Annotated in this window: 14 protein-coding genes; 11 read left to right on the forward strand and 3 right to left on the reverse strand. The window is 37.9% G+C overall.

Annotated elements, in window-relative coordinates; all coding sequences use genetic code 11:
* Positions 1–13 precede the first annotated feature (13 nt).
* From ftsZ to ileS, 7 genes are all read left to right on the forward strand, one after another.
* Positions 14–1246 carry a cell division protein FtsZ gene (gene ftsZ / locus IGJ41_RS04010; protein WP_002355899.1) on the forward strand — a complete coding sequence of 411 codons (1233 nt, stop codon included), beginning with the start codon at positions 14–16 and terminating at the stop codon, positions 1244–1246.
* A 16-nt stretch (positions 1247–1262) separates the two neighbouring features.
* Positions 1263–1940 (forward strand): YggS family pyridoxal phosphate-dependent enzyme, encoded by a 678-nt coding sequence (locus IGJ41_RS04015; RefSeq protein WP_002358890.1) that lies wholly within the window; start codon positions 1263–1265, stop codon positions 1938–1940.
* Positions 1941–1953: 13 nt separating this feature from the next.
* Complete coding sequence (locus IGJ41_RS04020; RefSeq protein ID WP_002355901.1) at positions 1954–2598, forward strand: cell division protein SepF; 645 nt, start codon at positions 1954–1956, stop codon at positions 2596–2598.
* A 28-nt stretch (positions 2599–2626) separates the two neighbouring features.
* The gene (locus tag IGJ41_RS04025; protein WP_173963839.1) at positions 2627–2884 is read left to right on the forward strand and encodes a YggT family protein; all 258 of its coding nucleotides are present in this window, start codon (positions 2627–2629) and stop codon (positions 2882–2884) included.
* 26 nt (positions 2885–2910) lie between these two features.
* Entirely contained in the window at positions 2911–3693 is a 783-nt protein-coding gene (locus IGJ41_RS04030; protein ID WP_010710701.1) for an RNA-binding protein, read from the forward strand.
* Positions 3694–3844: 151 nt separating this feature from the next.
* Entirely contained in the window at positions 3845–4546 is a 702-nt protein-coding gene (divIVA, locus tag IGJ41_RS04035) for a cell division protein DivIVA (RefSeq protein WP_002355904.1), read from the forward strand.
* 310 nt (positions 4547–4856) lie between these two features.
* Positions 4857–7637, forward strand: a complete 2781-nt coding sequence (ileS, locus tag IGJ41_RS04040) for an isoleucine--tRNA ligase (protein ID WP_002387984.1) — start codon at positions 4857–4859, stop codon at positions 7635–7637.
* A gap of 51 nt (positions 7638–7688) precedes the next feature.
* Here the strand turns inward: ileS and zwf are convergent, their stop codons facing one another.
* From zwf to IGJ41_RS04055, 3 genes are all read right to left on the reverse strand, one after another.
* Positions 7689–9212: a glucose-6-phosphate dehydrogenase gene (gene zwf / locus IGJ41_RS04045; RefSeq protein WP_002355906.1), complete on the reverse strand. Its 1524-nt coding sequence runs from the start codon at positions 9210–9212 to the stop codon at positions 7689–7691.
* Positions 9212–9880: a metal-dependent transcriptional regulator gene (locus IGJ41_RS04050; RefSeq protein WP_002355907.1), complete on the reverse strand. Its 669-nt coding sequence runs from the start codon at positions 9878–9880 to the stop codon at positions 9212–9214. Before IGJ41_RS04050 ends, zwf begins: the two co-directional genes overlap by 1 nt.
* Before the next feature lie 171 nt (positions 9881–10051).
* On the reverse strand, positions 10052–10420 hold the full coding sequence (locus IGJ41_RS04055; protein ID WP_002355908.1) for a DUF4828 domain-containing protein: 369 nt from the start codon (positions 10418–10420) through the stop codon (positions 10052–10054).
* A 198-nt stretch (positions 10421–10618) separates the two neighbouring features.
* Between IGJ41_RS04055 and sfsA the strand changes: the two genes are divergently transcribed.
* The 4 genes from sfsA to IGJ41_RS04075 all read left to right on the forward strand — a co-directional run bounded on the left by sfsA (position 10619) and on the right by IGJ41_RS04075 (position 16532).
* On the forward strand, positions 10619–11350 hold the full coding sequence (sfsA, locus tag IGJ41_RS04060) for a DNA/RNA nuclease SfsA (protein ID WP_128437540.1): 732 nt from the start codon (positions 10619–10621) through the stop codon (positions 11348–11350).
* Positions 11351–11455: 105 nt separating this feature from the next.
* Complete coding sequence (locus IGJ41_RS04065; RefSeq protein ID WP_141417175.1) at positions 11456–12454, forward strand: Gfo/Idh/MocA family protein; 999 nt, start codon at positions 11456–11458, stop codon at positions 12452–12454.
* Positions 12455–12480: 26 nt separating this feature from the next.
* Complete coding sequence (locus tag IGJ41_RS04070; protein ID WP_128705387.1) at positions 12481–13782, forward strand: DEAD/DEAH box helicase; 1302 nt, start codon at positions 12481–12483, stop codon at positions 13780–13782.
* Positions 13783–13826: 44 nt separating this feature from the next.
* Complete coding sequence (locus tag IGJ41_RS04075) at positions 13827–16532, forward strand: sigma 54-interacting transcriptional regulator (protein WP_438713920.1); 2706 nt, start codon at positions 13827–13829, stop codon at positions 16530–16532.
* Positions 16533–16534 lie beyond the last annotated feature (2 nt).

Raw genomic sequence — 16534 nt, forward strand, 5'->3', positions numbered from 1 at the left:
AGGATACGATATCATGGAATTTTCATTAGACAATAACATTAACAACGGTGCAGTCATTAAAGTTATCGGTGTAGGTGGCGGCGGCGGAAACGCTGTAAACCGTATGATCGAAGAAAACGTTAAAGGCGTGGAATTTATCACAGCCAATACAGACGTTCAAGCATTAAAACATTCAAAAGCAGAAACAGTGATTCAATTAGGCCCTAAATACACTCGTGGTTTAGGTGCCGGTTCACAACCTGAAGTTGGCCAAAAAGCTGCAGAAGAAAGTGAACAAGTGATTTCAGAATCATTACAAGGCGCGGATATGATTTTCATTACTGCTGGTATGGGTGGCGGAACTGGTACAGGTGCTGCCCCAGTAGTTGCAAAAATCGCTAAAGAATTAGGCGCTTTAACAGTTGGTGTAGTAACTCGTCCATTTAGTTTTGAAGGTCCAAAACGTGGTCGTTTTGCCGCTGAAGGAATTGCCTTATTAAAAGAAAACGTTGATACACTATTAATTATCTCAAACAACCGCTTATTAGAAGTCGTTGACAAGAAAACGCCAATGCTTGAAGCATTTAGAGAAGCTGATAATGTATTACGTCAAGGTGTTCAAGGGATTTCGGATTTAATCACTGCACCAGGTTACGTAAACTTGGACTTTGCTGACGTGAAAACAGTGATGGAAAACCAAGGAACAGCTTTAATGGGGATTGGTGTAGCGAGCGGCGAAGAACGCGTAATTGAAGCAACGAAAAAAGCTATTTCTTCACCATTGTTAGAAACATCAATCGATGGTGCGGAACAAGTCTTATTAAACATTACTGGTGGCTTAGACATGACCTTGTTTGAAGCACAAGATGCTTCAGATATCGTTACAAATGCTGCTTCAGGTGATGTGAACATCATCCTAGGTACATCAATCAACGAAGATTTAGGCGACGAAATTCGTGTAACAGTTATCGCTACAGGTATTGATGAATCAAAAAAGGATAGAAAACCGCACCGTCAAACAAGACAAGCGGTTCAACCAATGCAACAAACAACTCAATCTGTGGAAATGGATCAACCAAAATCACAAGAAGAAGCAAGTGCTTTTGGCGATTGGGATATTCGCAGAGAACAAAATACACGTCCAAAAGTTGATGAATCTTCATTAGAACAAGTAGACAAAAAAGAATTTGACACATTCCACCGTGAAGAACCAAATCACAATGATGACGAATTAAGTACGCCACCATTTTTCCGCAGAAAACGATAAGGAGCATCGATTAGAAATGATAGCTGAAAACTTAACAAATATTAATAATCAACTTCAGCTAGCATGCAAAAGCTCACAGCGCTCTGTTGCTGATGTGACAATGATTGGCGTCACTAAATCAGTAGGAATTGAGGAAGCAGCAGAGCTTGTTCAGCTTGGTGTCCAGAATTTAGCTGAAAACCGAGTAGATAAGTTACTAGAAAAGAAAGCTGGATTGGAAAAATTTAATGATATTCAGTGGCATTTAATTGGTAATTTACAACGTAGGAAGGTAAAATTAATTATTAATGAGATAGATTATTTTCATGCATTAGATAGTCTGAGTCTAGCCAAAGAAATTCAAAAAAGAGCAACGAAAGTTATTCGTTGTTTTGTTGAGGTGAATATAACTGGGGAAGAAAGCAAGCACGGCTTTCGTAAAGAAGACGTCTTACCTTTCATTCAAGAACTTGCTGATTTGGACAAAATTCAAATCGTCGGTCTAATGACTATGGCACCTTTTGGGGCAAGTGAAGAAGTATTACATGCAACATTTAGAGAATTAAAAGAGCTACAAATGACCGTAAATGAGAAACATTTATCTTTTGCTCCTTGTACAGAACTTAGCATGGGAATGAGTAACGATTTCCCAATCGCAGTTGAAGAAGGTGCAACTTTTATACGAATCGGAACAGCGTTATTCAGAGATGCGTAAAGGAGAGGAATTTATGTCAATTTTTAACAAGGATGCGTTATCGAGCTTTTTTGGCTTATCTGGCGAAGAAGATGATTATTATGATAACTACGAAGAATATGAAGAGCGCAAAGCAGTTAATGAACCACCGCGTCGTGCAGCTCGGCCTAAACCACAACGCCCTGTTCAACAACAGGAAAGTTACAGTCAGCCAGCTTATACACAACAAAGTGAGCCTGTAGTTGAAAAACCTTCTGCACGCTATCGTTCTGCTGAAGCGCATCAAGAAAGAGACACACAACAAGCTGCTTACACAGAGAAAAAAGTGGTTTCTATGCGTAGTTCTAATCAATCAGCGACTACGAATACAAGACGAGCACAAGAAAGCACCGCCAATGCAAAAACACATAAAATTACTATTATTGAACCACGTGTGTATTCAGAAGCAATGAGCATTGCGAAACATTTATTTGCTGAAGAAGCTGTGCTAGTTAATTTTACATTAGTAGAAGAAGACCAAGCACGACGCATCGTTGATTTCTTAACTGGTACTGTGTATGCTTTAGACGGAGATATTCAGCGCGTTGGCAATGAAATCTTCTTATGCACACCAGCGAATATGGAAATTGATAGTGCGACAGCACAATCTTTAGCCAACAAACAATTCTTTGATTTCTAAGCCTTAGGGAGGTGTTATTATCGCAACACTGATTACTCTATTATACAAAGGCGTTCAAATCTATTCAGGATTACTAGTGATTTACGCGCTACTTTCATGGTTTCCAGGAGCATATGATTCTGCTTTCGGGCGTTTGCTCTCTAGAATTTGTGAACCATACTTAAGTTTGTTTGACCGTTTGAATTTAAGGATTGGAATGGTTGGATTTAACGTAATGGTAGGGATTATTATCCTTAACCTAGCAGCGGGTGGCTTAGCAGTCATTTTACGAGCTATTGTTTATTAATAACTTTTAGAAAGGATGATTTATCTATGAACGCAAATGTGTATCAACATTTCCGCAAAGATGAACATCCTTTTATTGACACTGTCGGGGATTGGCTAGAGCAAGTAGAGATGCAATACGCGCCTTATTTGACAGACTTTCTTGATCCTAGACAGGCGTATATTTTGGAAACGTTGATTCGACAAAACAGTGATTTATCGTTTACTTTTTATGGTGGTTATGAGCAAGCAGAACGAAAACGCTGCTTGATTTATCCAGCGTATTACATACCAGAAGAGACAGATTTTGGTGTTGTATTATTTGAAATTATTTATCCATCTAAATTTGCGACATTATCTCATGGGAAAATTTTAGGCACCTTGATGAATGTTGGGGTTCGTAGGGAAGCCTTTGGAGATATTATTTCCGATGGTGATAAGTGGCAGGTTTTTATAGCACAAGAAGTAGCTGGCTTCGTTGTTAACCAAGTCGACAAAATTGGTAAAATTACTGTTCGCTTAGAAGAACGGGATTATACACAAATTTTGATACCGAAGGATGGTTGGCAAGAAGAGCGAACGACTATGAGCTCTTTGCGGCTGGATAGTGTGATTTCCGCCGTATTTAATATTTCAAGGCAGCGATCAAAACAATTGATCGAATCTGGTAAAGTAAAAGTCAATTGGACAGAAACGACACGACCAGATTTTGCTTTAGGCTTATTAGATATTGTTTCGATACGAGGATTTGGGCGCCTTCAGATTCAAGAATTAGAAGGAAAAACAAAGAAAGAAAAATTTCGTGTCCTCTTAGGGGTATTGAGAAAATAATCTCGAACTTTTGTTTAAGAAAACCATTTTGGCTGTTCATTCAGACGAAGTTGTGTATAATAAAAAAAGTAAGATATTTGCTATTTCAGGATTAGTATGAGAATGTGTTCATAAGGGGTTTTACAAAAATAATCCAAAGAGGTGAAGGAATATGGCATTAACTCCATTAGATATTCAAAACAAAGACTTCTCAACAAAAATGAGAGGCTATAACCAAGACGATGTAGATGACTTTTTAGATCAAGTCACACGTGATTATGAAGATGCATTACAAAAAAATCGTGAACTTGAGAAATCATTAAAACACGCAGAAGAAAAATTACAATACTTCAATGAATTGAAAGATGCATTGAACCAATCAATTATTGTTGCACAAGATACCGCTGATAAAGTGAAATCAAGTGCCAATAAAGAATCAGAAATGATTATCACTTCGGCAGATAACCAAGCCAAAGAAACCTTGGTAGAAGCTGAACGTAAATCAAATGCAATGATTGCAGATGCTGAAGCGAAATCAACACAAATCTTAGCAGAAGCAATTGAACGTGCCCGTCAATTAGCTGGGGAAACAGAAGACTTGAAGAAGAAAACACGTGTCTTCCATCAACGCTTAAGCTTAATGCTTGAAACTCAATTAGAGCAAGTAAAGAGTGAAGAGTGGGAAGAGATTTTAAAGCCTTTTTCTAGTTATGTCGGAGACAAACATACAGCAGTTAAGGAAATTCTTGATGAACAAGACCTTGACAACGAAAATGAAACTGTTGTAAACTCTGAAGAGAACACAGATGCTGTAGTAGAAAAAAAGCCTGTAATTGAAGTCACTGAAGAAACAATTGAAGAAGAATCAAAATAGATAGAACAGAACGTTTAATGTTTATTCTTAGCAGCGAGTCAATGATAGTGAAAGTTTGACAGACACTGGCATTAAACAGATCCTCTATCCTAGATGCAGTTCTGAACACTTGAGTAGGAACTGCCGGATAATTACCGTTATCAATTTCAGAGAAAGTAGGGGCAACTCTACTTTGAATTTGGGTGGTAACACGAGTACTTCGTCCCTTGGGATGGAGTACTCTTTTTTTATCTACTTTTATCAGCTATCGTTCATCTTTAGTATGAACTAACACAATTAAATCGATAAAATGAAAGCGAGGCAAATGCATATGAAAATGAAAGAAACATTGCAATTAGGAAAAACAGCTTTTCCAATGCGTGGGAACTTGCCAAACCGTGAAGCAGAATGGCAAAAAGACTGGGAAGAAAAAGGCTTATATGAACAACGTCAAAAATTAAACGAAGGAAAACCAACCTTTGTTTTACATGATGGCCCTCCGTATGCAAACGGAAATATTCATTTAGGACATTCTTTGAATAAAATCAGTAAAGATATTATTATTCGTTCAAAATCAATGTCTGGTTTCCGTTCTCCTTATGTGCCTGGTTGGGATACCCATGGTTTACCAATTGAGCAAGTGTTAACCAATAAAGGGGTTAAACGTAAAGAAATGACTGTCGCTGAGTATCGCGAAAAATGTAAAGAGTATGCCTTATCACAAGTCGATAAACAACGTAACGATTTTAAACGTTTAGGTGTGTCAGGCGATTGGGAACATCCATATATTACGTTAGATCCAGAGTATGAAGCAGCAGAAATTCGTGTTTTTGGTAAGATGGCAGAAAAAGGCTATATTTATAAAGGCTTAAAACCAATTTATTGGTCTCCTTCAAGTGAATCTTCTTTAGCAGAAGCAGAAATTGAATACAAAGATGTAAAATCACCTTCTATTTACGTAGCTTTTAATGTGGCCGATGGTAAAGGTCTTTTAGATAACGAGACAGCCTTCGTCATCTGGACGACAACCCCTTGGACATTACCAGCCAACTTAGGTATTTCAGTTAATCCTGATTTTACGTATGTTGAAGTGAAGGCAGACGGTCGTAAATTTGTAATTGCTAAAGATTTATTAGCAACAGTTAAAGAAGCGGTTGGTTGGGAAGAAGTAGAAGTCTTGCGAGAATTTTCTGGTGAAAAATTAGATCGTATGACAGCTCAACATCCATTCTATGATCGAACATCACTTGTTATGCTAGGCGACCACGTGACGCTAGATGCTGGGACTGGCTTAGTTCATACCGCACCAGGGCATGGTGAAGATGACTATATCGTTAGCCGTAAATATGATTTACCTGTTATTTCTCCTGTTGACAGCCGTGGGGTCTTTACAGATGAAGCACCTGGTTTTGAAGGAATTTTCTATGACAAAGCGAATCCAATGATTACTGAGTTATTAGAAGAAAAAGGCGCGTTATTAAAATTAGATTTCTTTACGCATAGTTATCCACATGACTGGCGTACCAAAAAACCAGTTATTTACCGTGCAACGCCACAATGGTTTGCTTCAATCTCTAAATTCCGTCAAGATATTTTAGATGAAGTTGAGAAAGTTGACTGGCTAATTCCTTGGGGAAAAACACGTTTGTATAATATGATTCGTGACCGTGGTGATTGGGTAATCTCTCGCCAAAGAGCGTGGGGTGTGCCATTACCGATCTTCTATGCTGAAAATGGGGAAGCCATCATTACGCCAGAAACAATTGAACATGTAGCGAATTTATTTGCAGAACATGGATCAAATATCTGGTTTATGCGTGAAGCAAAAGAGTTACTACCAGCAGGCTTTACACATCCAGGTTCACCAAATGGCGAGTTTACCAAAGAAACAGATATCATGGACGTTTGGTTTGACTCAGGTTCTTCACATGAAGGAGTTTTACGAGAAAGAGAAGAGTTAACTTTCCCAGCAGATATGTATTTAGAAGGTTCTGACCAATATCGTGGTTGGTTTAACTCAAGTATTACAACAAGTGTTGCTATCAATGGGGTAGCGCCTTATAAATCAATCATTTCTCAAGGGATGGTTCTCGATGGCGAAGGCCGTAAGATGAGTAAATCGTTAGGCAATACTATCTTACCTGAAAAAGTTATCAATCAAATGGGGGCAGATATCTTACGCTTGTGGGTAAGTAGTGTTGACGCGGAAGCCGATGTGCGTGTCTCAATGGATATCTTAAACCAAGTATCTGAAGTGTACCGGAAAATCCGTAATACTATGCGTTTCTTGTTAGCGAATACGAGTGATTTTAATCCAGCTGAGCATACTGTAGCTTATGCTGATTTACGTTCTGTAGATAAATACATGACGGTTCGTTTAAATCAAGTCATTCAAGAAATCCGTGAAAATGGTTATGAAAAATATAATTTCATGCATATTTATCGGACAGTTATGAACTTCTTAACTGTAGATTTATCTTCTTTCTATTTAGACTTTGCGAAAGATGTCGTTTATATTGAAGCTGAAAACGATTATCAACGTCGTTGTATGCAGACTGTTTTCTATCAAACATTGGTTTCATTAACAAAATTATTGACACCAATTATTCCACATACAGCGGAAGAAATTTGGAGTTTCTTACAAGAAGAAGAAGAGTATGTGCAATTAGCTGAATTCCCAGGTTACGAAACGTTTACTAATGAAGAAGAATTGATGGATACATGGGCAGCCTTTATGGATTTCCGTGACAATGTCTTAAAAGCGTTGGAAGAAGCTCGTCATTCTAAATTAATCGGTAAATCGTTAGAAGCTAAAGTGACCGTTTATCCAAATGAACAAATTCGTCAATTAATGACAGCTGTTGATGCAGATATTGCTCAATTACTAATTGTTTCCGACTTTGAAGTATCAAAAGAAGTAGCACCTAGTGAAGCTGTTCAATTTGAAGACATGGCTATTTTAGTTGAAAAAGCAGAAGGCGAAACGTGTGACCGTTGTCGTTCCGTTCGTCAAGATGTCGGCTCAGATGAAAAATTACCAACACTTTGTGGCCGTTGTGCACACATTGTTGAAGAAAATTATCCAGAAGCGGTTGCTGAAGGATTCGAATAAACAAGGAAAAAAATCCGCTAGTCGTTAACTAGCGGATCTTTTTTGGCTTATTTATTGATCAAGTTGACCGCGGTCACGGTACCAGTTATCTGGTTGCCATTCCCAAGTAAAGCCATCTTTTTCTAATAAGTCGAAGGCAGCTTGCGGGCCCATTGTGCCAGCGGCATAATTAGGGAAAGAAACGTCTGTTTTATCCCAAGCATGTCGAATAATGTCAACAATGCGCCAAGATTGGGCAACTTCGTCCCAATGAGAGAAGTTTGTACTATCGCCATTTAGGCAGTCTAATAGAAGTTTTTCGTATGCTTCTGGACTATTTTCAGTCATTTCAGCACTTTGACGGAAATCAAGTTTCACTGGAGTTGTATTGAACCCTTGACCGATTTCTTTTCCATTTAAGGTTAATGAAAATCCTTCAGTTGGTTGGATATAGATAGTTAAAACATTCGGTGGTAAATCGGTTTTATCGCATTCTTCACACGTATCATCTTTAAAGACATTAATAGGTACTTGTTTAAAGACGATGTTAATGCGTGTACCTTTTTCAGTTAATCGTTTACCTGTGCGAACATAGAAAGGGACGCCAGACCAACGGAAATTATCAATTAAAAATTTACCAGCAACAAAAGTTTCAGTAGATGAAGTTTCTGCCACATTCGGTTCATCACGATAGGCTGCAAATGTTTGATCAGCTAGCTGACCTTCGCCGTATTGGCCACGCACGAAATTTTGAAGGGCTTCTTCTTCAGAATAAAGGCGGATGGCACGTAAAGCTTTTACTTTTTCAGTCCGAATTTCTTTTTCAGAAAAGGCAACAGGAGGCTCCATAGAAAGCAATGCAACGACTTGTAAAATATGATTTTGAACCATATCTTTTAGTGCGCCACTGTGGTCGTAATAGCCGCCACGATCCTCGACACCTAAGCTTTCAGCGAAGGTGATTTGGACATTATCAATGTAACGATTGTTCCATTGTGATTCAAAAATATTATTGGCAAAACGAATGGCTGAAATATTTTGGATCATTTCTTTGCCTAAGTAATGGTCAATTCGGAAAATATCTTGTTCAGGAAATGCAGCACGAATTTCTTCATTTAATTCGTAGGCAGATTCATAATCAGAACCAAATGGCTTTTCGATAATTAGACGATCAAAGCCTTCTTCCGAAATAATATGTTGTGATTTCAAGTGATTAACAATGGTTCCAAAGAATTGAGGGGCCATAGCTAAATAGTAAACGTGATTGCCTTCTAAGTGGTATTGTTCATTTAGTCGATCAGATAATTCTTTTAAGGTATTATAATGTTCCGTATCATTCACATTATGTGATTGGTAATAGAAATGACTAGAAAATTCAGTTGCCTCTTCGGCCGTGGGATTTAAGTCTTGAATGGTTTCACGAACGATTTCACGATAGTATTCGTCTGTCCATTCCCGACGTGCGGTACCAATCACCGCAAAACGCTCAGCTAATAATCCTTTTTTATATAAGCGGAACAGGGAAGGATACAATTTGCGTTTGGCAAGATCACCTGTCCCCCCGAAAATAGTAAATAATGCTACTTTTTCATTCATTAGTTTTCCTCACTTTCTCTAATCAACGGCTCAACAAAAATTGTGTTTGCTGCTTTAAAGCTGACGGATAATTCTTTGTTTTCATTATAAATGGTGATCGGTCCTTCATATGCAGCAATTTCTTTAATCGTATATTCTTCTTGAATATTTAAATCAATGGAAACTAAATAATCCAGTAATTCTTTTTCGTCTAAGACACGTGCAATCCGAACTTTTGTGCCAACAGGGTAGTCTGTTAACGTTTGGCGTTTCTCCTCATGAATGGGTTGATTATCTTCGGGAATAACACCACCGTGTGGACAAAATTCTGGATGATTTAAATAATCCGCTAAACGGTTCACAAGCGTCTGTGAAGTAACATGTTCTAAAACTTCTGCCTCTTCGTGCACATCATTCCAAGTGTAATTTAAGTGCTCTACTAAAAAGACTTCCCAGATTCGGTGTTTGCGAATTAACGTACTCGCTTTTTTTAAGCCTTTTTCAGTTAATTGTACCCCTTGATAAGGAGAATGCTCAACCAAATCTTCTTTTACTAACTTTGAAATCATCTCACTAACCGAAGCTGCCGAAACATCGAGTCCAGAAACAATTTGTTTATTATTCACTTTAACTTCGTCGCCACCTAATTCAAAAATTAATTTTAAATAGTCTTCGCGATTTGGTGTCATAGGGGCTCATCCTTTCAAAAAAACATCATCCTAAGTTTATCAGAAAAAGGCGCATTTGACTATTTAATAATATTCAAGTTGTAAGAAAACTTTCTGAATGCTTTTGCAAGGGATGTAAAAAAATAAATCACCCACCGCACATACTTCATTTTATGTGTCGTGGGTGATTTATTAATTGTAAATGGCCCGTTCTAGTGTGTAGGTTTCGTCGTCGGCTTCATCGTAAAGCGTCGCAGGGACACCATTTTCACATTGAATGATTAAATGGTAACCTAACTTGTCTAAGATAACTAAGCGTTTAGGGGTTAATTCAACAAGCAAGGCATGCGTTTGTTTGCCATCAATGAAAACATTGAAAGATGAGGTGATTTCTAAGGTGTGTTGCGTGGCTTTCTTCACGTCCACAAACCACCAATGCCCAGTATAGTTGTGTTGAAGCTCCTGTGGGGAAGGGAGCTGTTTATTTTTTTTCCAGAGGATAGAGCCTGCTAATCCAGTAAGTAAAGATGCACCAACCAAGAAAGTCCAATGTTTTTTCAAAGAAATTCCTCCTAACCTTCATTTTCATTTATTCGTCTTCGTTACCTTTATTATATAGAAATTGTCTAAAATATTCGACTAAATCGCTGAGAATTGACAAATATTTAATGATTGACACAAGATAGTAAAATTGTTGGTTTTGGTCTATACTTTTCCTTGTTTTTTTATGGTATAGTGTGTAAGAAAGGAAGTCTGTGTATGAAGTACCCGAATGTCCAACTTGCTTATTTTATCGAACGACCCAATCGGTTTATTGCACACTGTCGTTTAATGGAAACGAATGAAGAAGTAATCACACATGTCAAAAATACTGGCAGAGGGAAAGAAGTTTTTTTACCAGGTGCTGTTGTGGCGCTTAGTTATCAACCATCGCCTAAAAGAAAAACAGATTACGATTTGATTGCAGTAAAAAAAGGTTCTTTTTGGATTAATATTGATAGCCAAGTACCGAATACATTAGTCAATGAAGCGTTAAAAAATGGTCAAATTGTGCTTCCTGGTTTAGTTGGTACGATCCAAACTGTTAAACGTGAGCAACGATTTGCACATTCAAAATTTGATTTTCTAGTGGAAACGGATGCGGACGAACAAGCTTTTGTCGAAGTGAAAGGCATGACTTTAGAAAATAAAGGCATCGGTGCTTTTCCTGACGCGCCAACACTTCGTGGCTTGAAGCATGTCACTGAACTAATAGCTGCAACTAAAGCGGGTTACCGCTGTTACATTTTGTTTGTGGTCCAATTTGAAGAAATTAAGCAAGCAACGATTCACCAAGAGATGCAACCTGCCTTTGCTGAAAATCTGGGTGCTGCAATTGATCAAGGTGTGCAAGTCCTTGCTTACAATTGCCACGTAACACCAGCAACGATTGAACTTAAGTCACAGGTAACCTTTGATTTATTACAGGCATTTGATGATCCTAATAAATAACTTGAAGAACTCCTAGCGCTTTAAGGCAGGGTAATTACGTGACTTTTGTACGAGAGATTACTATTATAAAGAGAGTAAATAAACAAAAAATGGAGGTTTTTGATTATGATACATTTAGGCGTAATTGGTACCAATTGGATTAGTCATCAATTTGTTGCAGCAGCTTTAGAAACGGGTGCGTATGATTTAACGGCTGTTTATTCTCGGAAACTAGCAACGGCACAAGAATTTGGTTCTCGCTATGGGGATGTGGAATATGCAATTGATTTAGAGACGTTTTTTGGTATTGCACATATGGATACGGTTTATATTGCCTCACCAAATTCATTACATTTTGAACAAGCGAAACAAGCAATTTTAGCGAAAAAAAATGTAATTGTTGAAAAACCAGCTTTTTCAACGCCTGATGAGATGGCAGAAATTATTGAATTAGCGAATAAAAATCGTGTGTATTTCTTTGAAGCGGCCCGTAATATTCATGAGCAAAGTTTCCAAAAAATTGCTGAATTATTGCCATTAAAAAACCAAATTTTAGGTGCGAATTTTACGTATATGAAATATTCTTCTCGCTATGATCAAGTATTAGAAGGCAAAGAGCCAAATATTTTTTCTCCTCATTTTTCTGGGGGAGCCTTAGCAGATTTAGGCGTTTATTTAGTTTATGCAGCCTTAGGCTGGTTTGGCGTACCAAACGAAAGCCATTATTTTGCTAGTAAAATTGCGACAGGTGTCGATGGCTTAGGAACAATTATTTTACGTTATGATCAGTTTGATGTGACGTTAAGCACTGGGAAAATTAGTGATTCTTTTGCGCCATCCGAAATTTACTTTGAAAACGGGACCTTGATTTTAGATAGTGTCAATGCTATTTCTTCGGCTGAGTACCATGATCGCGCACATGAAGAACGTGATGTCTTAGATATTCAAGTAGCCGATAATCCAATGATTGAAGAAGCCCGTGATTTTGCAGCAGTTTTAAATAACCCAACAGATAAGTATTGGGGCACCAAGTATGAAGAATGGGTTGAGCTTGCTCGAAATGTCAATAAAGTAGTCACTGATTTACGTCATAGTGCCGGCATTATTTTTGATGCTGATAAATAAGAATTAAGCGATAGGAAAGGAACAATATGAGATTTTTAGAACAACTTCCAGAGGCTTGGCAAGAACAGTGGCAAGCTTCTGGCTTTAACGAACCATCAACAATTCAAGAAAAAAGTTTTACGCCCCTTCGCGAAGGAGAAAATGTTTTAGGAATTTCGCCGACAGGAACTGGAAAAACACTTGCTTACATGCTGCCTTTACTCTTAACTGTTGAAAAAGGACAGGGAAATCAATTGTTGATTATTGCTCCGTCTCAAGAATTAGCTATGCAAATTGCTGAAGTTGCTCGGACTTGGGCTAAGCCACTTCAATTAACGGTTCAAACGTTAATCGGCGGGGCAAATGTTTCACGCCAGATTGACAAGTTAAAAAAACGTCCCGAAGTGTTAATCGGAACACCAGGTCGGATTTTAGAGTTAATGAAGAATAAAAAAGTCAAAGCTCAGTTGTTAAAAACAATCGTAATGGATGAAGTTGATCAACTTTTCCAAGAGGAAGAGCTAAGTTTAACCAAGCAAATTTTGACACACACACCAACCGAATACCAACTTGTTTTTTATTCAGCGACTGCTGATCGTGTCGTGAATCAAGCGCAATCTTTAAGCCAAAAATTACAGGTGATTGATGTGACGGAAGAAGATACTTCAGCAGGTCAAGTCGCCCACTACTTTATTCGGTTAGCACCAAGAAAAAAAGCTGATTACTTACGTCGTTTGGCCCATACAGAAGCATTCAGAAGCATGGTCTTTTTCAATCAAGTTGCTGATTTAGGTGCAGCAGAAGAAAAATTAGTTTATGAGAATGTGCCAGCTATTGGTCTGGCTTCAGATCAAAGTAAACAGTTGCGTAAATTGGCGATCGATCAATTTAAAGCAGAACGAGTGAAGTTGTTATTAACCACGGATATTGCGGCACGGGGCTTAGATTTCACAGGGGTCCCTTACGTCGTAAACGTAGATGTTCCTTTAACCGAAGAGAGCTATATTCATCGTTCTGGTCGCGTTGGCCGGATGGGTGCACAAGGGGCAGTGATTACGTTTATCAACGATGGCACCAAAAGGGATTATCAACGTTTGATGAAACAATTGGCCATTCCTTGTCAGGAAATCTTTTTATATGATGGTGCACTTCATGAGCAGCCAAAAGCCAAAGATGAACTAGAAAAAAAGAACGTAGCCAAAGATACGTATTCAGAAAAAAAGAGTACGAAAGAAAGAAAACCAGAAACAGTAAATTCTGTTGTCAAAGAACCACAAGAAACACGCAAAAAGAAGAAAAACAAAAAGAAAAACACGAAAAACAAAGGAGCTCGTAAAGCGAAGAAATAACGCTTTACGAGCTTCAAGCAGAACGTTGTATCGAGGAGGATTCCATGAAATCTCGGAAGGAAGAAATCTTAGCGTTACTTCAAAAAAATGAAACTGGCTTAACGGCAGGAGCGGTAGCAGAACAGTTAATGATTGATCGCAGTAATGCCAGCCGTTATTTAAATGAATTATTCAAAGAAAAGAAAATTACTAGAAGTACTGGACGTCCTGTTATCTATTCAGTGCCAACAATCAATGAAGGAGAACAAGTCCATGTAGATGAGTCTACCTCTGTTAGTTTTGACACATTAGTAGGTGCCAATGATTCTTTAAAAGTGAGTATTCAGCAGGCCAAGGCGGCTATTTTATATCCACCAAGAGGTTTGCATACGATTATTTTTGGGAAAACAGGAACAGGGAAATCTCTTTTTGCTGAATGTATGTACCGTTTTGCCATTGATTCAAAAACCTTAGATGAAGATGCCCCTTTTGTCTCTTTTAATTGTGCTGATTATGCACAAAACCCACAATTATTATTTGGTCATATCTTTGGCGTAAAAAAAGGCGCCTATACTGGTGCGAATGAAGATAGTCCAGGCTTAATGGCAAAAGCAGATGGCGGGATTCTCTTTTTAGATGAAATTCATCGCTTACCGCCAGAAGGTCAAGAAATGCTCTTTACGTTTATTGATAAAGGCGTGTACCGTCCATTAGGAGAAAGTGGTCAAACCTATGAAGCCTCTGTTCAAATTATTGGTGCGACAACGGAATCCTCAGAAAACTTTTTAACCACTTTTAATCGGCGGATTCCGATGTCGATTACATTACCATCTTTAGATGCACGGACGCTAGATGAGCGTTATGCCATCATTTCGTTATTTATTCAGCAAGAGGCAACACGTTTGGGCCAACAAATTGATATCGAACGCGAAGCAGTTTTGGCTTTTATGTTATACGATGCAGAAGGAAATATTGGTCAGGTGAAGCGGGACTTAAAATTAGTTTGTGCTAAGTCATTTCTTTATTATCGGACGCACAATTTAGAACATTTGGTTATCCGTAAACGGGATTTGTCGTTACCTGTCCAAAAAGGATTATTAAAAATTAAAGAAGTACCTGAGCGCTTGGATCAATTTGTCGATAGTAAAAGTAATTATTTATCTTTCCAGCCAGGTACCAACAAAATTGTTTGGTCGCAAGATCCAGCTAGAGACATGCAAGTTTACAATGAAATCGAAGAAAAAGTCGCTGACTTGTCTGAAGCTGACTTAGAAAATGTTGATTTAGAAGAATTGATTTCTAAAGATATGAATGCGTATTTTAAAAATTATGTCGAAGAATTAACCCAACATTCTTTACATAAGGAGTTATTACCAGAAGCTATTTGGGACTTAACGAATCGTCTTTATGATATCGCAGAAGAGCGTTTGGAACACACGTACAACGAAACAGCGCGCTTTGCCTTTGCGCTTCATTTACAAAGTACGATTGAACGTGTCAAAGAAGGTCACGTGATTGTCCATCCTGATTTAAATAATGTCCGTAAAAATATGAAAAAAGAATTTCAAGTAGCCTTAGATTTATCTTCTATTATTGAAGAAGAGAACAACATAGAGATTCCTTTCGATGAAATTGGCTTTATTAGTATGTTTTTATCTATTAATGTCGGTAAAGAAGAAAGAACTCCAGAAAATAATGTTGGTGTGTTCGTCTTAATGCATGGGGATTCTACTGCCTCAAGTATGTTGAAAACCGCCCAAGAACTTTTAGGAACGTCAATCGGAACAGCGATGAATATGCCGTTAACGATGGAAGTTCAAACAATGTATGAACAATTACGAAACCAAGTAATTACGCAAAAAGAATCGTTAAACAATGGGATTTTATTACTGACGGATATGGGTTCATTAAATTCGTTTGGAAATATGTTGTTTGAAGAAACAGGTATCCGAACGAAGGCGATTACAATGGCGAGCACAATGATTGTCTTAGAAGCTATTCGAATGGCAAGCGTGGGACGAAGTTTAGAGGACATTTACCAAAATATTCAACTTTCTTTTGAAAGCGTTGTGAGAGAACAATTTCGCTCTAGTCTGCAAAAACGTCAAAACGTAAAAAAAGCAGTAATCGTGACGTGCTTTACAGGAGAAGGGGTCGCCGCAAAACTATACCAACGAATCTTACCAGTTATTGATGAAACAAAAGTGGAACTGATTCAAATGCAATTTATTGAACGAGAAACGTTTAAAAAGCATATCGACAACTTGATGGAAGAATATGAAATTAAGGCCATTGCGGGAACTGTGGATGTTGAATATCAAAATATTCCCTTCTTTTCCGTCTATGATATTTTTGATGATGAAAAATTAAATGTATTGAAACGGATTGCTAGTGATGAAGTGGCAATTGATACAATTGTTCATTCACTAAGTGGCGTCATTACTTCTGTGGACTCCTTACAAAAATTAATTCTCATGTTACAAAAAACAGTTCATCAAATACAAACAGACATGCATATTATTGTTGAACCAGGGGTGGATGCCGGAATCATGATTCATTTGGCTTTTCTGGTAGATGCTTTAATTAAAGGAGAAGAAGCAAGAACTTTTCCAAACTTAGCGGAATATGTTAAAACACATCGTTTAGAAATCGATGTCGTACGCACGAATTTTATGTTAATTGAACGGGCGTATCGTGTGACGATCCCGGAAGCAGAAGTTGCGCATGTTACCCAAATGTTTTTAGAAAATGAAATTAAAAGTAAACAATAATA

The sequence above is a fragment of the Enterococcus sp. DIV1537a genome (genome assembly GCF_051712085.1).
In the GTDB taxonomy this organism is placed as follows: Bacteria; Bacillota; Bacilli; order Lactobacillales; family Enterococcaceae; genus Enterococcus; species Enterococcus faecalis.